Origin of the sequence: Saccharopolyspora antiqui, assembly GCF_052246905.1 — a bacterium.
Taxonomy (GTDB): domain Bacteria; phylum Actinomycetota; class Actinomycetes; order Mycobacteriales; family Pseudonocardiaceae; genus Saccharopolyspora.
Window position 1 is genome coordinate 31,196 of sequence record NZ_JBQQBO010000030.1, and the last position, 21,436, is coordinate 52,631.

Here is a 21,436-nt window from a genome sequence, read left to right on the forward strand (position 1 = left end):
GTCCGTCACGCCGCGACCCGTCTGCGGTCCCGGACCGCCAGCAGCGCCGCGCCGAAGACGATGCAGCCCGCTTCGGTGATCACGCCCCACACCTCCTCCGAGGTCGCGAACTGCTCCTGCACGCCGAAGAATCCGACCGTCACCGACAGCAGGTAGGCGAGCAGCGTCGCCGCACCGAACCCGATGGCGGCCAGGGCGGGCGGCCAACTGCGCCAGAGCAGCACGGCGACGGCGATCACGACGCCCGCGACGACGTTGACCAGGAACAGCGGTCCGACAACAGGGGTGGAGCTGGCCCAGTCGAGCCACACGACCAGATGCACCCACGCCGATCCGAGCAATCCCAAGACCACGAGCAACCGCAGTATCCAACCTGCCATCGCGCCACTCCCGCCGCACCGAGGACTGTTACGCAAGTGAACACGGGATGCCCCGCGTTCCGGTTCAATTCCGGGCGGAATTCGTCGGGTGGGCTTTCGGGGAGATCCACGCATCGCAGCCCCGGGTTGACCTGCGGTGTCGCCCGGGATGCGGGTGCCATGCGCCCGGCGGCGACCGGGTTGACCCGCAGTGCGGTGCTCCCTATCGTCAGCTGGAACGATGTGCGGCGCCGGTCCACCCCGGACCCCGAGCAGGCCGTCGTGGCATGGGCGGCATCGGCCCCCGAACAACGACGATCACCTATCGCATCGCCGAGCTCGCTGGCTCCCCGCTCGATCGGTGCACGAAGAATTCCGGAAATATCTGACATGGCAGATCTCACCACCGCGGCGCGTTCGCCGCGCCGGGTTCGGCAGGCACTCGGTTGAGCCCTCTCGATCAGTTTCCGCCGGGGTATGCGTTCGGACCGCTGGTCGGGCGCACCGAAGATCTTGAGTCGATCGTGGCCTTCTTCGACGAGGCCGCCGTCCAAGGCGGGGCGCTGCTGCTGTCCGGGGAAGCCGGTGTGGGCAAGACGGCGCTGCTGAACGCCGTGGCGGAGGCGGCGGCTGGCGGCGGGACCGGGATCCTGCGCGCCGCTGGCGTGGAGTTCGAGGTCGACGTCAGCTACTCGGGGCTCAACCAGCTGCTCTTCCCGCTGCAAGACAGCATCGATGAGCTCGGTTCGGCGCATCGCGACGCGCTTCGCGTCGCGATGGGCTTCGGCAGCGGCCCGCCGCCGGATCGCCTGCTGGTCTCCAACGCGGCGCTTCTGCTGCTCCGCGCGGTGGCCACCGAGGCTCCGCTGCTGCTGATCGTCGACGATCTGCCCTGGCTGGACCGGGCCAGCACCGCCGTGCTGGGATTCGTCGCCCGCCGCCTGGTCGGCAGCAGGGTCGGGCTCCTCGCCGCGTCCCGATCGCAGACCGGGAGCTACTTCGACCCCGGCGGCCTGCCGCACTACGAGCTGCAGCCGCTGGACGAGGGCGCGGCAACGCAGCTGATCACCACCCGATTCCCGGACCTGGCCGCCCAGGTGCGCCGACGCCTGCTGGCGGAGGCGCGGGGCAACCCGCTCGCGCTGCTGGAGCTGCCCGCGGCGCTGAGCGAGCCGCAGCTTTCCGCCTCGGCCGCGCTGCCCACGCTGCTGCCGCTCACCGAGCGCCTGCAGGAACTGTTCGCGTCCCGGGTGTCCAAACTGCCGGAGTCCGCCCGGAAGTTGCTGCTGCTGGCCGCCCTGGACGGCACCGGCGACCTCGACGTGCTGCGGGCGGCCGCGGCGGGCCAGCACGACCCCGACGATCTCGCCCCGGCGGAACGCGATCAGCTGGTGCGGGTCGACGGGAGCGCTCGCCAGGTGTCCTTCCGCCACCCGCTGATCGGGTCCGCCGCGGTGCAAGTCTCGACCGGCCGCGAATTGCGCTGGGCGCACCGCTGCCTGGCCGAAGCCCTGGTGGACCAGCCGGAGCGCCGGGCCTGGCACCTGGGCGAGGCGTGCGTCGGCGCCGACGAGCAGGTGGCGGCCCTGCTGGAGCAGGCCGCGCACGCGGTCCTGCAACGCGGCGATGCGGTGCGCGCTGTCGCATCGCTGACCCGGGCCGCGGATCTGAGCCCGCTCGCCGCCGACCGGACGCGCCGCCGCGCCGAGGCCGCGTACATCGGCGCGGACGCCACCGGTGAGCTGGGCAGCGCGCGTCAGCTGCTCGACGACGCGCACGGGGTGGATCCGGGCAGCAGCGGATCTTTGCACGCCGCCGCCGCGGCGGTGTACCTGTTGATCAACCGCGACGGCGATGTCGACACCGCCCACCGGTTGCTGGTCGGGGCCGTCGAGGCGGGCGAGCACGGGTACGACGGCCAGGACAACGCCCTCGTCGAAGCGCTGCACACCCTGCTGCTGGTGTGCTGGTTCGGCGGGCGCCCCGAACTGTGGGAGCCCTTCTACGCCGCGCTCGAACGGCTCACCCCGCGGGTTCCTCCGCTGCTTGCCCTGTGCAGCAAGACGTTCCCGGATCCGGCTCGCACCGGAGCCGCGGCCAGCGGTGAGCTCGACGCCATGCTCAGCGGTCTGCACAACGAGGTGGATCCGACCCGCATCGTGCGGATGGGAACCGCATCGGTCTACCTCGACCGGCTGGCTGATTGCCGCGAGCCGTCCTGGCGGGTGGTCCGGCAGGGCCGCGAAAGCGGCGGCTCGGTCCGCAGGCACCTCGGGGCGTTGATGCACCTCTGCCTGGACGGCTACCTCACCGGGCAGTGGGACGAAGCGGCGGACCTGGCCGATGAGGGCATGCGGCTGTGCGAAGAGCACGGATACCGGTTCTTCAGCTGGTACTTCCGCTACGACCAGGCGCTGCTCGCCGCGGTGCGCGGCAACTTCGACACCAGCCGCGCGTTGACCGAGGAGATCACGCGGTGGGCCGCGCCGCGCGGGGCGCGCGGTGCCGAGCTGTTCGCCAACCACGCCCGAATCCTCGCCGACCTCGGCCGGGGCGATTTCGAGGACGCGTACCAGCACGCGACGACGCTCAGCCCGGCAGGCACGCTCGCCTCGCACGTGCCGCACGCCCTGTGGGCCACCATGGACCTGGTCGAAGCGGCCGTCCGCACCAACCGCGACGCGGCGGCGGCCGCGCACGTCAATGCCATGCGGGAAGCCGACATCGCGGCGCTTTCGCCGCGGTTGGCCCTGCTGGCGGGCGCTTCCGCGGCCATCGCCGCCACCGTTGGCGGCATGCGGCTGTTCGAGGACGCGCTAGCCATTCCTGGCGTCGACCGCTGGCCCTTCGACGTGGCCCGAGTGCGGCTCATCTACGGCGAACGGCTCAGGAGGGCCCGTGCGACCGCGGAATCGCGGATCCAGCTGCAGGCGGCGCTGGAGAGCTTCGAGCGGCTGGGTGCCCGACCGTGGGCTGCCCGGGCCAGCAACGAGCTGCGTGCCGCCGGGCTGGCCAGTCCGAAGGTCGACGACGCCGAGGTGGCCTCGCTCACCCCGCAGGAACGGGAGATCGCGCTGTTGGCCGCGTCGGGGCTGACCAACAAGCAGATCGGCGAGCGGCTGTTCCTCTCGCACCGGACCGTCGGCGCCCACCTGTACCGGATCTTCCCCAAACTCGGCATCACCTCCAGGGCCGCTCTTCGCGACGCGCTGGCTGACCTACCGGACGAAACCGACTAATCGCGGACCTCGGTGTCGCGCGTCCCGTTGGCACTGCGTTCGCAAGCCGGTACCCGCAGTCATTTGACAGATGTCGGGTGCGCCGGTCGCCGGGCAGAGTTTGGGTCAACCGCAGATTGCAAGAGATTCATGACGATTCCGATGAGGTTGCACCATGAATTCCAGGCAGGAACGCGTGCCCGAGCCGACCGGGACTTCGGACGAGGGGTCAGTTATGGGCTGGAACGGTCGCCGGTTTGGCCGTGGGGAGGCCAATCCGGACATCCACTGGCCAGCCGGATTCACCCCGGATCGCGCGGATTTGTTCGTCCACAACGAGATGACGATCAACGCGCGGCGGGAGCGGGTGTTCCGACATCTGGTGGAAGCGCCGCAATGGCCCAATTGGTGCCCGAACATGCAAAACGTGCGAATCTCCACGCCGCCCGTTGATCGGCTGCAGTGGGGCAGCAGGTTCGAGTTCGACTTCTTCGGCCTGCACATCGATGGCACGGTCGGCGAGTTCGTACCGAACAGCCGGGTGGGCTGGTTCGCCACCGGGGCCGACTTCGACGCCTATCAGACGTGGCTGTTCCTCGGCGCGCCGCGCGGCGGCACGCGAGCGGTGCGGGAAGAAGTGGCGAGGGGATCGGTGGCCATCGCGCTTCGCGAGGGCGATCCGAACAGGGTGTTCAACGGGCACGAAATCGGGCTGGGTGCGTTGAAGCAGTTGGCGCAGCTGTAGCGGATTGCCGTGATCGGTGAACGTGGCGATGCGGACCGCGGGACTCCGGGGGTCCCGGGCGCGAGTGTCCGCATTGTCCGAAAAGGGTTGAGGAATAGGGTGATCGTCGGGGGACCACCCTATTCCTCCCCTGCTCGGCGGCGTCGGCCCCGCGGTGGGGCGTTGGTGTCGTCGTGATCGGTTGCTTCGCCGAGGTGCCGCCAGGCGGCCTGTTCCTCGGCGACCAGCGCGAGTTTGGCGGTGACCCGGGCGATGCTGTCGGGGCCGAGCTGCAGTCGCAGCGGCGGGTTTTCGACGTGGGCGATGTCGATGATGGCTTCGGCCGCCTTGCGGGCGTCCCCGCGCTGGGCCCCGTTCAGTCCGGTCAACTCCGTCCGGCGCCGACCGGTGGTCGCGGCGTAGTCGTCGAGGTTGGTAGCGGCCAGCCGCAGGCTGGTCGGGTCGAAGATGTCCGTTCGGAACATGCCGGGTTCGACCACGGTGGCCCGCACGCCCAGCCCGTCGAGGTCGGCGGCCAGTGCTTCGGTGATGCCCTCGACGGCGAACTTGCTGGCCGCGTAGACCCCGTAACCCGTCGACTGGGCGAAACCGGCCGCCGAACCGATGTTGATGATGTGACCGGACCGCTGGCGGCGCAGCACGGGCAGCACGGCGCGGGTCACGGTGAGCAGTCCGAAGACGTTGACGTCGAACAGCGCGCGGGTTTCCGCGTCGGAGGTTTCCTCTACGGCGCCGAGCAGACCGTAGCCCGCGTTGTTGACGAGCACGTCGATGCGGGCGAATCGGGACAACGCGGCATCAACCGCGCACCGGGCCTGGTCGGCGTTGCGCACATCCAGCGGTAGAGCGAGCAGATCCGGCCCGTTCGGACCGACCGCGGCGGGGTTTCGCGCCGTGGCCACCACCTGTTCACCGCGGGCGAGCGCGGCGCTGGCGATGTCCCGTCCGAGACCGCGTGAGGCACCGGTGATGAACCACACTGACATGCGCACGAACCTTTCGAGCAACGTCCTCGCACGGCGGAAGCGGCCGCGCTGGACAGGGGCGAGAAGGCTTCGCCATCCGCCTGCGATGCTAGGGCGACTCGGCCTCGCGGACCGGGTGTGCCGCGGGGCGGTAGATCGTCTTGGTGGGATCGATCCGGAACCCGGAAATTGAACCGAATCCGGGCAGTGATCGTGTCCATGGGCATGACTGCCGAAAACAGCCACACCCGTAGATCCGTCCTCGTCACCGGCGGTGCCGTCGCCGGTGCTGCGCTGGGAGCCGTGGCGTTGACCGCCTGTGGCGGCGATGCCGCACCCGGTGGCAGTGCGCCCGCGCCTGCCGCGCCGCCCGCTCCGGCTGGCCAGAACCTTGCCGCGCTGGACGCGGTGCCGGTCGGGAGCGCGGTTGCGGTCACCGTGCCCGGCGGGCAGCAGGCGATCGTCTCCCGTCGCGACGAGAACGCGGTCGCCGGTTTCAGCGCGGCCTGCACGCACCGGGGGTGCCCGGTGGCGCCGCAGGGCACCGAGTTGCGCTGCCCCTGCCACGGCTCGGTGTTCGACGCGTTCACCGGTGCCGTGAAGGGCGGCCCGGCCGAGGCTCCGCTGACCGCCATCCCGGTGCGAGTCGAAAACGGCCAGATCGTCACCGCCTGACCCCGCCCAGACATACCCCGCAGGGGTAGGGTGCCGCCAAAGCGCGCCCACCTGCGACCCGTCGCTGGCAGCGCCGGATCCGGATTCGTCCGGATCCGGCGTTTTGCGTTCCGGTCCCGCCAGCCGCGTTTGACTAGGGTACCCCCCTAGGGTATAAATTCGGTGTTGGCGCGCCGGGACGGCGCGAACCGGAAGACCCGTCGAAAGGGCGTAGTCGGATGAGCGAGGCGATCTACCAGGTGACCGGCATGACCTGCGGGCACTGCGTGCTGTCGGTGACCGAGGAAGTCAGCGCCATCGACGGGGTGACCGACGTCAAGGTCGATCTGCCGACCGGCGCGGTCACCATCACCAGCAACGAGGAAATCGGCGTGGCCGAGGTGCGCACCGCCGTCGAAGAGGCCGGATACCAGTTGGCCTCCTGACGGCCGACTGCCGAGCACGAGGATGTGACATGAACACTCCGGGGAAGCTCTCCGCCTACGGTGTGGCGCTCGCCCTGGTCGCCGGTGGCGGCTGGGCGATCGGCACCGCTGTCGGTCCCTTCACCGACCCGGTCGATGCGCACGGCGCGACGCCACCGGGCGATGTGCACGGCGCGGAGGACGCCGGGCACGGGGACAGCCACAGCGGCACCGTCGCGGGGACCGCACAACCCGACCAGCCCGCGGGGCTGGCGTCGTCCAGGGGCGGCTACACCCTCACGCCCACCGACACGACGCTGCCAGCGGGAACGACCACCCCCTTCACCTTCCGCATCACCGGACCCGACGGACGGCCGGTCACCGGCTTCGACGTCGCGCACGAGAAGCGCATGCACCTGATCGTGGTGCGCCGGGACACCGCCGACTTCCAGCACGTGCACCCCGAGATGGGCCAGGACGGCACATGGTCGGTGCCGCTGCGGCTACCGCAGGCGGGCAGCTACCGCGCCTTCGCGGACTTCGCCCCGACCGGCGGCGCGGCGACCACGCTGGGCGTCGACCTGGCCGTGCCGGGCGATTTCCAGCCAGCTGCCCACGCCCCGTCGCGGGTGTCGAACGTCGACGGGTACGAGGTGCACCTCGACGGCGAGCTGATCGCGGGGCAGACCGCCAAGGTCGTCCTGTCCGTGCACAAGGACGGCCGCGAGGTCACCGACCTGCAGCCCTATCTCGGTGCCTACGGACACCTCGTCGCGCTGCGGCGGGGCGACCTCGCCTACCTGCACGTGCATCCGGACGGCTCGCCCGGCGACGGCCGGACCCCGCCCGGTCCGACGGTGACCTTCAACGTGGCGGTACCGTCGCCCGGTGCTTACCGGCTCTTCCTGGACTTCCAGCACCAAGGCCAGGTCCGCACCGCGGAGTTCACCCTGCTGACGGCGGGTACCTCCGCACCGGCTGATGAGGGGCACGGCCATGGCTGATCGGCGGAGCGAGAAAGGGATACCGACGATGACGTCCGGTCTGCACGAATCGAACCCGGTCGCCGGGCAGCGCATCGAGCTGGCGATCAGCGGTATGACCTGCGCGTCCTGCGCGGCGCGCATCGAGCGCAAGCTGAACAAGCTCGACGGGGTCACCGCCACCGTCAACTACGCCACGGAGAAGGCCAACGTCGTCTTCCCGGCCGAACTGGAACCGGCTCGGCTCGTCGAGACGGTTGAGGCGGCCGGTTATTCGGCGGCCTTGCCGCCGCCGGTGGACTCCCCCGCCGCTCCGGCGGCAGCGGGGGAGCCGGACGATCCGACCCGCGCGCTGCGGGACCGCCTGATCACCACGGTCGTGCTGTCCGTGCCGGTGATCGTGCTGGCGATGGTTCCGGCGCTGCAGTTCACCTACTGGCAGTGGATCTCGTTGACGCTGGCCGCTCCGGTGGTGATCTGGGGTGCGTGGCCGTTCCACCGGGCGGCCTGGACGAACCTGCGCCACGGCGCGGCCACGATGGACACGCTGATCTCGATGGGCACCCTGGCGGCGTTCCTGTGGTCGCTGTACGCGCTGCTGCTAGGCACCGCCGGAACTCCGGGCATGTCCCACCCGTTCGAGCTCACCGTCCAGCGCACCGACGGAGCGGGCTCGATCTACCTGGAGGTCGCGGCCGGGGTCACCTCGTTCATCCTCGCCGGACGCTACTTCGAGGCCCGATCCAAGCGCCGCGCCGGGGCGGCGCTGCGCGCACTGCTGGAACTCGGCGCCAAGGACGTGGCGGTGCTGCGCGGTGGGCGCGAGGAGCGCATCCCGGTCGAGCAGCTGTCGGTCGGCGACCGCTTCGTGGTTCGGCCCGGCGAGAAGATCGCCACCGACGGCGTGGTCGAGGAGGGCAGCTCGGCGATCGACGCGAGCATGCTCACCGGCGAATCGGTGCCGGTGGAGGTCGGCACCGGCGATCATGTCGTGGGCGCCACGGTGAACGCCGGTGGTCGGCTGATCGTGCGGGCCACCCGCATCGGTGCCGAAACCCAGTTGGCGCAGATGGCGAAGCTGGTGGAGGACGCGCAGACCGGCAAGGCCGCCATCCAGCGGTTGGCCGACCGGATCTCGGCGGTGTTCGTGCCGATCGTGATCGCGCTGTCGGTCGGGACGCTGGCGTTCTGGTTGGGCTCCGGGGCAGGTGCGGCGGCGGCGTTCACCGCGGCGGTGGCCGTGCTGATCATCGCGTGCCCGTGCGCGCTGGGTCTGGCCACTCCGACCGCGCTGCTGGTCGGCACCGGTCGGGGTGCGCAGCTGGGCATCCTGATCAAGGGGCCGGAGGTGCTGGAATCCACCCGGCGCATCGACACCGTCGTGCTGGACAAGACCGGCACGGTCACCACCGGTCAGATGGCGCTGGCCGAGGTGCACGTCGCCGACGGCGTGGACCGCGACGAGGCGCTGCGACTGGCCGGAGCGCTGGAGGACGCTTCCGAGCACCCGATCGCCCGTGCCATCGCCCGCGCGGCGACCGAGCGGGTGGGCGAACTGCCCGGGGCGGCGGACTTCACCAATGTCGAAGGCCTCGGGGTGCAGGGGATCGTCGAGGGACGCGCGGTGCTCGTCGGGCGGGCCGCACTGCTGGCGGAGTGGAGCCAGCGGTTGACCCCGGAACTGGCCAGCGCCAAGGCAGCCGCCGAGCAGCAGGGCAAGACCGCCGTCGCGGTCGGCTGGGACGGTGCCGCACGCGCGGTCCTGGTCGTCGCGGACGCGATCAAGCCCACCTCGGCCGAGGCGATCGCGCAGCTGCGCGGCCTGGGGCTGACCCCGGTGCTGCTCACCGGCGACAACGAGGCCGTCGCGAGATCGGTGGCCGCCGAGGTCGGCATCACGCAGGTCATCGCCGAGGTGTTGCCCAAGGACAAGGTCGATGTGGTGAAGCGGCTGCAGTCCGAGGGCAAGGTCGTGGCGATGGTCGGCGACGGGATCAACGACGCGGCGGCACTGGCGCAGGCCGACCTCGGCCTGGCCATGGGCACCGGCACCGACGTGGCGATCGAGGCCAGCGACCTCACGCTGGTCCGCGGTGATCTCCGCGTCGCCGCCGACGCCATTCGGCTCTCCCGCCGGACCCTGCGGACCATCAGGGGAAACATGTTCTGGGCCTTCGCCTACAACGTGGCCGCCCTGCCGCTGGCCGCGCTAGGGCTGCTCAACCCGATGATCGCCGGTGCGGCGATGGCGTTCAGCTCGGCGTTCGTGGTCGGCAACAGCCTGCGGATGCGCGGCTTCCGCAGCACGACCACCAACACCGCGCCACTGCCGAGCCGCAGCGACCCAGCGGTGAAAACCCCGGTCACCGTCAAGTGATCTGACCGAAACCAGTGCCCGCCGACCACCGAGGTCGGCGGGCACTGCCGCGTTCGCGGGCCGACCGCTGGCACGTATGGAGATCGTAAAGAGCGTTCTCGGCGCCGAACAACGTGTGTAGCCTCAGCAGTGAACGAAAGAACAATTCGTTCATAGGTTCACTGATCCGCAGGAGAGGCGTCATGCCAGCACCGTTCTCCGAGGACGAGCGCAACAGGATCACCGAGCAGCTGCTCGACACCGGTCGGGAACTGTTCGCCGTCCACGGACTGCGCAAGACCTCGCTGGAGGACCTCGTCCGCCCGGCCGGGATCGCCAAGACCAGCTTCTACGCCTTCTTCGACTCGAAGGAGGCGCTGTACCTGGAGCTGCTCATCCGGCAGGCACCGGAAGTCACCCGGGCGTTCCGCGAAACCGTGAACGCCGCCGCCGACGCTCGCAGCGGCATCGAGACGATTCTCCGCGAGGGCATCAGCACCGCCACGAAGAATCCGCTGTACCTGCGGCTGCTCACGCACCCCGACGAACTGGCCGCGGTGTCGCGCAAGGTCGGACCGGAGGAACTGGCCCGCTCCCAGCCGTACGTGCTGGCCCCGATGCTGGAGTTCATCGAGCAGGCCCAGCGCGGCGGCGAACTCGTGGACGTCGATCCGATGGTCGTGGTCGGCGTGATCCAGGCCGTGACCAGCACGGTCATGCACGCCGACGAGATCGGGCCGCAGTTTCCGGCGATCCTCGACCTGCTGATCAGGAGTGTCGCCATAGGACTCACTTCGAAGGGCATCCGATGAACCCGTTGATCGAGGTCAGCGACCTCAATTTCAGCTATGCCCGCGGCAGGCCACCCGCGGTGCAGGGCATGGATTTCTCGGTGGCGGGCGGTGAGATCTTCGGCTTCCTGGGGCCTAGTGGCGCGGGCAAGTCGACCACGCAGAAGATCCTCACGGGGCTGCTGGAGGGCTATCGCGGCACGGTTTCGCTGTGGGGCAAGCGACCCGAGGACTGGGGTGGGGAGTTCTACCAGCGCATCGGGGTGTCGTTCGAACTGCCCAACCACTACCGGAAGCTCACCGCGCTGGAGAACCTCCGGTTCTTCGCCTCGCTCTACGACCGCCCGACGCGCGATCCGCTGGAACTGCTCGACAGCGTCGGGCTCGCCGATGCCGCGAACACCAGGGTCGGGGAGTACTCCAAGGGCATGCAGATGCGCCTGGTCTTCGTGCGCGCCCTGCTGCACGACCCCGATCTGCTGTTCCTGGACGAGCCGACCTCGGGTCTCGACCCGCGCAACGCACGGGTGATCAAGGACATCGTCCTCGACCTGAAGGCACGCGGCAAAACCATCTTCCTCACCACCCACGACATGGCCACCGCTGACGAGCTCTGCGACCGGGTCGCCTTCGTCGTCGACGGTCGGATCGCCGCGCTGGACACCCCCAAGGAGCTCAAGGTCGCCCGCAGCAAGCGGCAGATCCGGGTCGAGTACCGCGACGGAGCTGCGCTGACCGCCCGGGAGTTCGCCATGGACCGGCTCGCCGACGACGAGGACTTCCGGCGCATCCTGCGCGAGGAACGCGTGGAGACGCTGCACAGCCTGGAGGCCAGCCTCGACGACGTGTTCGTCGAGACCACCGGACGGAGCCTGCGATGACTCGTCTCGGGGTCGCCCTGCGCCTGGAGTTGCTGACGCAGGTGCGCTACAAGTTCGTGCACGCGGCGGTGTTCTCCGGCCTGGTGTGGATCGCGGTGCTGCTGCCGATCCCTTCCGGTGCGCGGGTGGTGTTGGAGCCCTACATCGTGTTCGGTGACTTGGCGATCGTCGGGTTCTTCTTCATCGCCGCTTCGGTGTTCTTCGAGAAGGACGAGCGAACGCTGTCGGCCATCGCGATCACACCGCTGCGCTTCTCCGAATACCTCGGTGCCAAGCTGATGATGCTGACCGGCCTGACAGTGGTGCTGTCAGTGGGGGTCGCGACCGCGACGCGCGGCGTGGCCTACGACCTGCCGTTGCTGGTGCTCGGTGCGGCGCTAGGCGCGATTCCCATGCTGCTGGGTGGTTTCCTGTCCTCGCTGCCGTTCAACTCGATCAGCGACTGGTTCATGCTCGGGATGTTGCCGCTGGCGCTGCTGACCATGCCGGTCTTCCACTTCGCCGGGCTTTGGGAGTCGTCGTTGTTCTACCTGATTCCCACCCAGGGGCCGATGTTGCTGATCGGCGCGGCGTTCGAGCAGAAGTCCTTGAGCGGCTGGCAGTTCGGCTACGCGATCGGCTATCCGCTGCTGCTGCTGGCGGTGTTGTGGAAACCCGCCCAGTACATGTTCGTGCGGTACGCGCTGGCGGGGAAGGGGAGTGCGGCATGAGCGCTGTGCTGACCCAGGTGCCGAAAAGCCGTTCGGTGGTGCGGACCTTCCTCGGCAAAGACCTCCGCGGCATCTATCGCGAGCCGTTGCTGATCGGCGTCCTGATCGCCCCGGTGCTCTGGACGCTGATGGTGCGGCTACCGCTGCCAGCGGCCACGGCGCTGCTGCAGGACCGCTATGGCATCGACCTGGTGCCCTACCACTCGCTGATCCTCACCGGCTTCCTGGTGCTGACCGCACCGATCGTCGCGGGCGGCCTGGCCGGTCTGATGGTGCTGGACGAGCGAGACGAGGGCACGTTGCAGGCATTGCGGGTCAGCCCGGTGCCACTGGCCGCGTACGTGCGCTACCGCGCTGGCATCGCTGTGGTGCTCGCCATCTGCTACACCGTGGCCACCACGGTGGGCACCGGACTGCTACCGGCGCGTGCCGTGCCGGGCACGGTTTTCGTCGGGCTCCTCGGTGGCCTGTCCGCGCTGGTGGTCGCCCTGCTGCTGCTCGCGTTCGCGGGCAACAAGGTCGAAGGCGTCGCGGTGATCCGCGCCCTCGGCGTCCTGATCGCCGGAGTGCCGTTGGTGCCGTACTTCCTCGATTCCGGATGGCAGTGGCTCTTCGGGCTGCTGCCGACCTATTGGCCCGCGAAGATGTTCTGGGTCGTCTACGACGGCGGCACCTGGTGGCCGTACTTCGCGATCGGCGTCGTCTACCACGCAGCCCTGGCCCGACTGCTGTACCGCCGCTTCCAACGCGCCACCGCGTGAGGCTCGTGAGTGGATATTCCGGTGAGAACCGGGATTTTCACTCACGAGTACCTACTGCCCGACCTCCAACCCGCGCTCCTTCCAAGTCGTTGTGCTTTCGCACGATCAAAACGAGGTGGAAGACAGGTTCTGAAACTGCTCCGACCGGGATCATGACTGTCGGTGGTTGTCGGAACACTTGCGGTAGCAGGAGTTGTGGGAAGGACGGTGGGGCGATGTCCGGCACTGACGGGTCGGGAACCGGGGCGGGTGGGTTGATCGGTGTCGACAACCTGGAGCCGCCCAAGTGGGTGGACGTGCACCGGAATGTGGCCGAGGCTGGGATCTGGCAGACCTTGCGGGAACTGCCGACCGCGGCGTCGTTGGTGATCAGGTTGGCCTGGTCGACCGCGCCACGGCTGACCTTGCTCGCGGTCGTGGTGCAGCTCGCGTCCGGTTGTGCGACGGCCTTCGGCCTGTTCGCCACGGCGAACGTGTTCAGCGAGTTGCTGGCGATTGGTCCGACGCCGCAGCGAGTTCTGGCGTCGCTTCCGGCGATCGCGCTGGTCGTCGCCTCGTTCAGCGTCAGGGGACTGCTCGACACCGCGGTCAGCGCGGTGCAGGGCGCGCTGACGCCGCGGGTTCGCTACGCCGCGCAAGACGAGATCAACACCGCGATCGCCGGGGTGGACCTGATGGCTTGGGAGGACGCTGATTTTCGCGAGTTGGCCCGGCAGGGTGGCCGCCACGGTGTCGTCGCGGTGGAAACCAGCGTTCGCGGCGTCGCCGAGATCACCTCGTCGCTGGTGGCGCTGGTGGCCGCGCTGGTGACCGCTGGCCTGCTGAGCGCCTGGCTTGTTCCGGTGTTGTTGGTGTCCGCGGCCGCGGATGCGTGGGCGGCGATGCGGGTGGCGAAGCTCGGCTACGAGAACTTCCTGGCCATGATTTCGCAGCAGCTGCGGCTGCACGTGGTCGAAAACCTCCTCAGCGCCAGGGACGTGTCCCTGGAACGGCATGCCTTCACCCTCCAGGACGCCCTGCTGGCCGAGCACCGCAGGGTGGCCGCCGAGGTGACGCGCGAGGCGATCCGGCTGGAGCACCGCAAGAGCGTGGTGCGGTTGCTCGGCCGCACCCTCTCCGGAATCGGCACCGGACTGGCCTACGTCGTGCTCGGAATCCTGCTCTACACGGCGGTGATGCCGCTGGCCATCGCGGGTGCGGCGGTGGTGGCGATGCGCACCGCATCAGGTGCGCTGTCGCAGTCCATGGTCTCGATCAACAGCCTCTACGAGGACTCGTTCTTCCTGCGGTTCTACAACACCCTGCTCCGCGATGCGCGCTCCCGGCACCTGCGCCGAGCAGCGTCGGCCGCACCGGCAGATCCAGGTGTCATCCGGTTGGAGAACGTTTCGTTCACCTATCCCGACAAGGACGAACCCGCGCTGCGGGACGTCAGCCTCACCCTGCGCCGCGGCGAGGTCGTGGCGTTGGTGGGGGAGAACGGGTCGGGCAAGTCCACCCTTGGCAAGGTCATCACCGGGCTGTACCCGCCGTCGGCGGGCACGGTGTGGTGGGACGACGTGGATCTGGCCACCGTTGACGGCCGCACGGTGCACGAGCAGGTCGCGGTCATCGCGCAGGAGCCCGCTCGATGGCCCATGACGGCCGCGGTCAACGTCCGCGTCGGTCGACTGGACCGGTGCGATCCAGAGCAGGAGGCGTGGCAGGCCGCGATCCGCGAATCCGGTGCCGACGAAGTGCTCGACGGCTTGCAGCACAAGGGGAACACCGTGCTGTCCCGACTGTTCCGCGAAGGTCAGGACCTCTCCGGCGGTCAGTGGCAGCGGCTCGGGGTAGCGCGGGGGATCTACCGCGACGCCGCGATCCTGGTCGCCGACGAGCCCACCGCGGCCCTCGACGCGAAGGCGGAGGCGCGGGTGTTCGCCGGGCTGCAACACGCCGCCGGGACCCGAGGTGACCGTCCACAGCGGACGACGCTGTTGGTGACCCACCGGCTGGCCAACATCCGGTACGCCGACCGGATCCTGGTCCTCGACGGCGGGCGGATCATCGAATCCGGAACCCACGACGAGCTCATCCGAGACCGGGGCCTGTACCACGAGCTGTACAACATCCAGGCCAGCGCATACCAGAACGGCCAGGTCGCGGTAGCGGACGGCGAAACCTCGGCGCCTCACTAGACCCAGGGGAGCGCCCTGACGTGCTGGGCGAAGTCGAGGGCGCTTCAGCGTCGAATCGATTCTCGATCTAGGTGGCGATTTGCGAGATTTGTTGAAAATGATTATCATCGCCGACCGTTGGGAACAATCGTCGGAGGGGAGTTGGCGTGGGCCACCTGCTGCTGGTGGAGAGCTGGGTCGGTGCGATGAGCACGTTGTTGCCGCGTGGCATCAGGGAAGGAGGCCACCGGTTCAGCTTCGTCACCCGCGATCTCCAGCACTACCTGCGCGCGAAACCGGTTGGCAGCGGGCATCCGCTGCTCGGCGCGGACAACCTGCTCACCGCCGAGACCAACGACGTCCCGGGCCTGCTGACCCACCTGGAACGGCTCCAGCCGGTGCTCGGCTTCGACGCGGTGCTGACCTCCTGCGACTACTACCTGGCGGCCGCCGCCCGAACCGCCGAACGACTCGGACTGCCGGGGGCGCCGCCGGAGGCCGTCGAGCGCGCCTGCGCCAAGGACCGCACCCGCCTGGCGTTGCGCGAGGCCGGGGTGCCCGGCCCCGCATTCGCCATCGCCGAAACCGCCAGCGGCTTGGTGGAAGCCGCCGAAGCGCTGGGATATCCGCTGGTCGTCAAGCCGGTCGATCTGTGCGGCGGCATGTTCGTGCGCAAGGTCGAGAGTCCGGGCCAGCTGCGGGAGGCGCACGCCGCGCTGCAGGGCTTCCCGGTGAACGCACGGGGCCAGCAGCGCAATCCGGTGGTGCTGCTGGAAGAACTGCTCACCGGCCCGGAGGTGAGCGTGGAGACCGTGACGTTCCACGGGCAGACCTCGGTCGTGGGCGTGACCGACAAGAGCGTCGCCGGGCAACCGTGGTTCGTCGAAACCGGGCACATGTTCCCGGCGGCGTTGGACGCCGCCACCGAGGTGGCCGTGGCGGAAACGGCGGTGGCCGCGATCGAAGCGCTCGGGCTGGACAACATCGTCGGGCACACCGAGATCAAGCTGACGCCGCGGGGCCCGCGCATCGTCGAGGTCAACCCGCGACCGGCGGGCAACCAGATCACCGAACTCATCCGGCGCGTGACCGGCATCGACCTCGCCGCCGTCTACGCGCAGCTCGCGCTGGGGGAGAAGCCCGATCTGCACCGCGTCGACACCGGTGCGGCCAGCGCGGCCATCTCGTTCCTGCTCCCGCCGAAGGCCGGAACGATCAGCGACATCAGCGGTTCTGAGCGGCTCGCCGACCCGGCGGTGGTCGACTGGGTGCTCAAGGGCGCCGGGCATCGTGCTGGTGCCGCCACCAGCAACAACCACTACCTCGGGCACGTGATGGTCACCAGCGATCGCGCAGGTGCGGCCCGCGGTAAGGCGGAATCGCTGGTCGCCGGGCTGGACGTGCGGTACGCGGAGGTCGACGCGTGAACCCGCAGTCGGTCGCGGACCTGACCGATCAGGTCCTCAGTGGACGGTTCGGTCGCCACGGCGTCGAAGTCAGCGTCGCATTCCTCACCCAGCAGGGCGTGCGGCACGCCAGGCGAGCACGCTCGTACCGCAACCACGTGCTGAGCCTGCGCGTCGAGGACGCAGTGGGCTCGTGCGCGGTGGAATCGGGCCCGGTGGAGTCGGGCGCAGGGGAATCGGGCGCAGGGGAATCGGGCCCAATGGAATCGGGCACAGTGGAGTCGGACACCGTGTCTGAGGAAGTCGTCCTCGGCTGCGTCGGCGCACCGGTGGCCGAGCTGCTGCGCAGCCCGCTGCTACCGGTGCGGGTGGCCGCGCTCGACGCCTACCTGCAGTGGTTGCGCCCGCATCGGCGGCATGCCGAGGAAGTGCTCATCGGTCGCGGCAACTCCCTGCAGAAGTCGTTGCACCGCGCCAAATCCGTGGTCGACCTGCTGCCGGTCGAGGCGGGGCGGCGGGTCCTGGTCATCGGGGTGGTCAACTCCCTGCTGCACCACCTGCGCGAACGCGGGAACAGCTACATCGCCTGCGATTACAAGGGCGGCGAGACCGAGTGGGGCGAGCCGGTCACCACCGACGCCGTCGCGGCGCTCGCGGACTGCGATGCGGTGCTGGCCTCCGGCATGGTCGTCGGCAACGACACCTTCCAACCGCTGCTCGACCACGCCAGGGCGACCGGCAAGCCGCTGGTGATGTTCGCCCAGTCCGCCAGCGGCATCCTGCCGCACTTCCTCGGCCGGGGGGTCACGGCCATCTCGGCGGAGCCGTATCCGTTCTTCTGGCTCGACGGCGGCCCCAGCGCCATCTACCGCTACCACCCGGAGGCGCGCTGATGTGGGGCAATCGGGATCTGCTCGGTCTGCTGCGCGACACCCCGCTGGCGCGGGTGAGCGCGCCGCTGCTCCAGCCACACCCGGGGTTCTGGGCGAAGTTGGAATGCCTCAGCGCGGGTGGGATGAAGGCCCGCGCGGCGGTGTCGATGCTCACCGGTGCCCGCCGCCGAGGCGAACTGCGACCCGGTGCGACCGTGGTCGAGTCGACCAGCGGAACGCTCGGTGTGGGACTCGCGTTCGCCGGGCAGGCGCTGGGACATCCGGTGATCCTGGTCGTGGACAGCGAACTCGAACCGGGCATGCGGGCACTGCTGCGCGCGCACGGCGCGCGCGTCGAGGTGGTCGATCAGCCGCATCCGGTCGGCGGTTGGCAGCAGGCCCGGTTGGATCGCGTGCAACAGGTCCGCCGCGAGCTGCCGGAGGCGTTCTGGCCCGACCAGTACAACAACCCCGACAACCCGGCGGGCTACGAGTCGATGGGCGACGAGATCTCCCGGCAGATCGACCGGCTCGACGTGCTGGTGTGCAGCGTCGGTTCCGGTGGGCACAGCGCTGGCGCGATCCGCGCGATCCGGCGCCGGTGGCCGCAGGCGCGGCTGATCGGCGTGGACACCGTCGGGTCGACGATCTTCGGGCAGCCCGCCCGGCCACGCATCATGCGGGGGCTGGGCAGCAGCATCCACCCGCGCAACGTCGCCTACGGACAGTTCGACGAGGTGCACTGGATCGGGCCGGGTGAAGCGGTCCAGGCGTGCCGTGCGCTGGCCAGGCAGGCGTTCATCACCGGGGGCTGGAGCACCGGGGCGGTAGCCCTGGTGTCGGCGTGGGCGGCCCGCGTCGATCCCGGCGCGGCGGTGGTGACGGTGTTCCCCGACGGACCGCACCGCTACCTGGGCACGATCTTCGACGACGACTACTGCCGGGCGCGCGGCCTGCTGGACGAGCCGACGGCGACCCGGCCCGTCGAGATCGCCCACCCGGCGGTGGAGGTGGCCGGGTGGACGCGGTGCCGCAGCGTGTCGGATCCGCTGCTGGCGATGGAGGTTCCGGCATGAGGCTGCGATGGCAGGTGGGCACTCTCGTGCTGGCCGAACCGCTGCGCATCTCCCGGTCGGTGATGTCCGAACGCGAGGCCGTCACGGTGGAGTTGGAGCACGACGGCGTCATCGGCCGAGGCGAGGTCGTCACCAGCAACTACTACGGGCTGACGGTGCAGCGCATCGAGGCCGAGCTGCTGGCCGCGCGCGACGTGCTGGCCGACGTCCGCGATCCCGGCCAGATCCCAACGTTGAGCGCGGTGCCCGGGGTCTCGGCCGCGCTGGACGCGGCCCGGCACGATCTCATCGCCACGCTGCGCGGCGTGCCGGTTTTCGAGCTGCTGGGTGCCGTGCACTGGCAGCCGACCCCGACGGCTCGCACGATCGGCATCACGTCGATCGAGCACGCCGCGCAGACCGCGCGGGAGCTCACCCGGCGGGGCTTCCGCGTGCTCAAGGTCAAGCTCGGCGCGGGGGAGCAGCGGCAGGAACTCGCCCGGCTGGCGGCTGTTCGCGCGGCGGCGCCGCACGCCCGCCTGCTGCTGGACCCCAACGGCGCGTGGCAGCCGGAGCAGGCGCTGCGGATGTTGGCGGCCGTGCAGGTCTACGACATCGACGCGGTGGAGCAGCCGATCAAACCGGGCACCCCCGACCTGCTCGCCGAGCTCGCCGCCCAGTCACCGGTGCCGGTCATCGCCGACGAGGACGCCGCCACCGTCGACGATGTCCGCGTGCTCGGCGGACGGGTGCACGGCATCAACGTGAAACTGCCGAAGTGCGGCGGAATCCAGGCCGCGCGGGAGATCATCGGCATCGCGCAGCACAACCGCGTGGACATCATGCTGGGCTGCCTGGTGTCGAGTTCGCTGGGCATCGCCCCTGCGGTGCACCTCACCGGCTTCGCGCGCTGGGTCGATCTGGACGGGCACCTGCTGCTGGCGCACGACCCGTGGACCGGGATCGGCGGTGCGGACGGTGTGCTGCGCATCGTCGGCGATCGCGGCCTGGGCGTGCGACCGGCGGTGTCGCCGTGAAGACCTGGCGGCTGATCCGGAGCTTCCCACTGGCCGTGCAGGTGCTGCTGATCAACCAACTCGGCGTGAACGCTGGCTTCTACCTGCTGATTCCGTACCTGGCCGGGTATTTGGGCCGCGACCTGGGGCTGTCGGCGGCGCTGGTCGGGGTGATCCTCGGCGTGCGAAATCTGAGCCAGCAGGGGCTGTTCCTGCTCGGCGGTTCGGCATCGGACCGGCTCGGCGCGCGGGGCGTCATCGTGGCCGGATGTGCGTTGCGCGCCCTGGGCTTCGGCCTGTTCGCCCTCGGCTCCTCGTTATCAGTGCTGCTGCTGGCATCGGTGCTCAGCGGGCTGGCCGGGGCGTTGTTCAACCCGGCGGTGCGCGCCTACCTCGCGCAGGAGGCCGGAGATCGGCGAGTCGAGGCGTTCTCGCTGTTCAACGTCTTCGCCAACACCGGTTCGCTGCTGGGGCCGTTGCTGGGCGGTGTGCTGATCGCGGTCGGCTTCCGGTTCTCCGCGGTGGTGGCCGCGGTGATCTTCGCACTGCTGACCGTCGCACAGCTCGCGGTGCTGCCGGTTCGCCGGGTGCAGCGCCCCACCACCTCGGTGTTCACCGACTGGCGGGCGGTGCTGACCGATCGCCGATTCCTGGCCTTCACCGCCGCGCTGACCGGCATGTTCGCCCTGCAGAACCAGCTCTACCTGCTGCTGCCGATGCAGGCCGAACGGTTGACCGGAACCTCCGGCGCGGTGGCGGCGATCTTCCTGGTGGCCACGGTGGCGAGCCTGGCGTGGCAGGTCCGGATCACCGAGCTCCTGCAACGCCGCTGGAGCCGCGGTCGATCCATCGCCACCGGACTCGCGCTGATGGGCGCGGGATTCCTCGCCACCGCGCTGGCCGCGACCGCTGCTGCGCCGACGCCCGCATCGGGCATCTGGGAGACCACCGGGCGGTTGGCGCCGGTGCTGATCACGGCATTCGTGTTGGCGTTCGGCGTGATGCTGGCGCAACCGTTCGTCTACGAGCTGATCCCGTCGTTCGGGCGGTTGGCGTTGTCCGGGACCTACTTCGGCGTGTTCTACCTGGTCTCCGGTGTTACGGCCGCAGTGGGCAACGCGCTGATCGGCTGGCTCACCGACCTGGCGGGCGACGAGTGGCCGTGGCTGCCCTCGGCGCTGTGCGTCCTCATCGGCGGGTGCTCGGCGGTGGCGGTGTTCGCACTGGACCGGCGCGGCGGGATCGGACCAGAGAAAACGGGAGAACCCCTTTGCACCCCAACATCATCAGTGCGAATTTCCTGACCGACAACCCGGCCATCTACGAACTGCGCTTCCCCGATCCCGAACACCTCGCGGCGCGCTTCGTCGACGATCTCGTGCACCGCTTCGGCACCGGGCGCGACCTGCTCGACGTGGGCTGCGGCACCGGTCGCGATGCGCGGTACTGGACCGGGCAGGGCTACCGGGTGACGGGTCTGGACAGCTCACCGCAGATGGTGGCGCACGCCGAAACGCACTGCCCGGCGGCGAACTTCGCGGTGGCCGACATGCGCACCTTCCGGCTTCCCAACACCTTCGACGCCATCACCTGCCTGGACAGCGCACTGCTGTACTGCCACACCAACGACGAGCTCGACGCGTTCCTGCGGAGCTGCCACGCGCACCTCCGGCCGGGCGGACTGCTGATCGCCGAGCAGCGCAACGGCGCGTTCTTCCTGGGCAACACCGAACTCCTCGACGAGATCCGCGAGCAGACGGTGGTGTGGCAGGGGGTCGCATACCGCTCCCACACCCGGCTGTGGATCGACCACGCGGGACAACTGCTGCGTCGCGAGCGCCGCTGGGACTGGCCGGGGTGCGCCGAGCCGCTGCGCCAGCACTCCGCATGGCGACTGCTGTTTCCCCAGGAACTGCGTCATTTCGCGAGCCGCCACGGGTTCGAGGTGGTGGCGATGTTCGACGAGCCGGGACCACGCGCCGAAACCCGGTGGTCCGAAACCTGGCGTGACCGGGACGCCGCACTGTCCACCCGGCTCAGCGGCGACCGGCTGCACTTGGTCCTGCGCCGCGGGTGAGGC

19 protein-coding genes are annotated in these 21,436 nt (G+C 69.7%); 17 read left to right on the forward strand and 2 right to left on the reverse strand.

The features are described from left to right. Window positions 1-5: 5 nt before the first annotated feature. Window positions 6-380, reverse strand: a complete 375-nt coding sequence (locus ACTWQN_RS32875) for a hypothetical protein (RefSeq protein ID WP_443207529.1) — start codon at window positions 378-380, stop codon at window positions 6-8. A gap of 425 nt (window positions 381-805) precedes the next feature. Between ACTWQN_RS32875 and ACTWQN_RS32880 the strand changes: the two genes are divergently transcribed. Both ACTWQN_RS32880 and ACTWQN_RS32885 read left to right on the forward strand, forming a co-directional pair. Continuing rightward, window positions 806-3,598, forward strand: coding sequence for an AAA family ATPase (locus ACTWQN_RS32880; protein WP_443207530.1), 2,793 nt, complete (start codon window positions 806-808; stop codon window positions 3,596-3,598). A 154-nt stretch (window positions 3,599-3,752) separates the two neighbouring features. Further along, window positions 3,753-4,322 (forward strand): SRPBCC family protein, encoded by a 570-nt coding sequence (locus ACTWQN_RS32885; protein ID WP_443207531.1) that lies wholly within the window; start codon window positions 3,753-3,755, stop codon window positions 4,320-4,322. A 119-nt stretch (window positions 4,323-4,441) separates the two neighbouring features. Here the strand turns inward: ACTWQN_RS32885 and ACTWQN_RS32890 are convergent, their stop codons facing one another. Then, window positions 4,442-5,308 (reverse strand): SDR family NAD(P)-dependent oxidoreductase, encoded by an 867-nt coding sequence (locus ACTWQN_RS32890; protein WP_443207532.1) that lies wholly within the window; start codon window positions 5,306-5,308, stop codon window positions 4,442-4,444. Window positions 5,309-5,512: 204 nt separating this feature from the next. Here ACTWQN_RS32890 and ACTWQN_RS32895 point away from each other — a divergent pair, with 204 nt between their 5' ends. The 15 genes from ACTWQN_RS32895 to ACTWQN_RS32965 all read left to right on the forward strand — a co-directional run bounded on the left by ACTWQN_RS32895 (window position 5,513) and on the right by ACTWQN_RS32965 (window position 21,433). Next, window positions 5,513-5,962 (forward strand): Rieske (2Fe-2S) protein, encoded by a 450-nt coding sequence (locus tag ACTWQN_RS32895; RefSeq protein WP_443207533.1) that lies wholly within the window; start codon window positions 5,513-5,515, stop codon window positions 5,960-5,962. A gap of 218 nt (window positions 5,963-6,180) precedes the next feature. After that, the gene (locus ACTWQN_RS32900) at window positions 6,181-6,387 is read left to right on the forward strand and encodes a heavy-metal-associated domain-containing protein (protein ID WP_443207534.1); all 207 of its coding nucleotides are present in this window, start codon (window positions 6,181-6,183) and stop codon (window positions 6,385-6,387) included. A gap of 29 nt (window positions 6,388-6,416) precedes the next feature. Then, on the forward strand, window positions 6,417-7,370 hold the full coding sequence (locus ACTWQN_RS32905) for a DUF8832 domain-containing protein (protein WP_443207535.1): 954 nt from the start codon (window positions 6,417-6,419) through the stop codon (window positions 7,368-7,370). Between the two features lie 28 nt (window positions 7,371-7,398). Further along, window positions 7,399-9,726: a heavy metal translocating P-type ATPase gene (locus tag ACTWQN_RS32910; RefSeq protein ID WP_443207536.1), complete on the forward strand. Its 2,328-nt coding sequence runs from the start codon at window positions 7,399-7,401 to the stop codon at window positions 9,724-9,726. A gap of 182 nt (window positions 9,727-9,908) precedes the next feature. Beyond that, window positions 9,909-10,517, forward strand: coding sequence for a TetR/AcrR family transcriptional regulator (locus ACTWQN_RS32915; RefSeq protein WP_443207537.1), 609 nt, complete (start codon window positions 9,909-9,911; stop codon window positions 10,515-10,517). Further along, window positions 10,514-11,377, forward strand: a complete 864-nt coding sequence (locus ACTWQN_RS32920) for an ABC transporter ATP-binding protein (RefSeq protein ID WP_443207538.1) — start codon at window positions 10,514-10,516, stop codon at window positions 11,375-11,377. Before ACTWQN_RS32915 ends, ACTWQN_RS32920 begins: the two co-directional genes overlap by 4 nt. Continuing rightward, window positions 11,374-12,087, forward strand: a complete 714-nt coding sequence (locus tag ACTWQN_RS32925; protein WP_443207539.1) for a fluoroquinolone export ABC transporter permease subunit — start codon at window positions 11,374-11,376, stop codon at window positions 12,085-12,087. The genes ACTWQN_RS32920 and ACTWQN_RS32925 overlap by 4 nt, the downstream gene beginning before the upstream one ends. Further along, window positions 12,084-12,848: an Rv2686c family ABC transporter permease subunit gene (locus ACTWQN_RS32930; protein WP_443207540.1), complete on the forward strand. Its 765-nt coding sequence runs from the start codon at window positions 12,084-12,086 to the stop codon at window positions 12,846-12,848. Before ACTWQN_RS32925 ends, ACTWQN_RS32930 begins: the two co-directional genes overlap by 4 nt. Before the next feature lie 215 nt (window positions 12,849-13,063). Further along, window positions 13,064-15,028, forward strand: a complete 1,965-nt coding sequence (locus ACTWQN_RS32935) for an ABC transporter ATP-binding protein (protein WP_443207541.1) — start codon at window positions 13,064-13,066, stop codon at window positions 15,026-15,028. 146 nt (window positions 15,029-15,174) lie between these two features. Continuing rightward, complete coding sequence (locus ACTWQN_RS32940; protein ID WP_443207542.1) at window positions 15,175-16,434, forward strand: ATP-grasp domain-containing protein; 1,260 nt, start codon at window positions 15,175-15,177, stop codon at window positions 16,432-16,434. Continuing rightward, the gene (locus ACTWQN_RS32945; RefSeq protein ID WP_443207543.1) at window positions 16,431-17,306 is read left to right on the forward strand and encodes a Rossmann-like domain-containing protein; all 876 of its coding nucleotides are present in this window, start codon (window positions 16,431-16,433) and stop codon (window positions 17,304-17,306) included. Before ACTWQN_RS32940 ends, ACTWQN_RS32945 begins: the two co-directional genes overlap by 4 nt. Next, window positions 17,306-18,361, forward strand: coding sequence for a PLP-dependent cysteine synthase family protein (locus tag ACTWQN_RS32950; protein WP_443207544.1), 1,056 nt, complete (start codon window positions 17,306-17,308; stop codon window positions 18,359-18,361). The genes ACTWQN_RS32945 and ACTWQN_RS32950 overlap by 1 nt, the downstream gene beginning before the upstream one ends. Continuing rightward, on the forward strand, window positions 18,358-19,377 hold the full coding sequence (locus ACTWQN_RS32955) for an enolase C-terminal domain-like protein (RefSeq protein WP_443207545.1): 1,020 nt from the start codon (window positions 18,358-18,360) through the stop codon (window positions 19,375-19,377). The genes ACTWQN_RS32950 and ACTWQN_RS32955 overlap by 4 nt, the downstream gene beginning before the upstream one ends. Further along, entirely contained in the window at window positions 19,374-20,660 is a 1,287-nt protein-coding gene (locus ACTWQN_RS32960; RefSeq protein ID WP_443207546.1) for an MFS transporter, read from the forward strand. The genes ACTWQN_RS32955 and ACTWQN_RS32960 overlap by 4 nt, the downstream gene beginning before the upstream one ends. Next, complete coding sequence (locus ACTWQN_RS32965; protein ID WP_443207547.1) at window positions 20,627-21,433, forward strand: class I SAM-dependent methyltransferase; 807 nt, start codon at window positions 20,627-20,629, stop codon at window positions 21,431-21,433. The genes ACTWQN_RS32960 and ACTWQN_RS32965 overlap by 34 nt, the downstream gene beginning before the upstream one ends. Window positions 21,434-21,436: the final 3 nt, after the last annotated feature.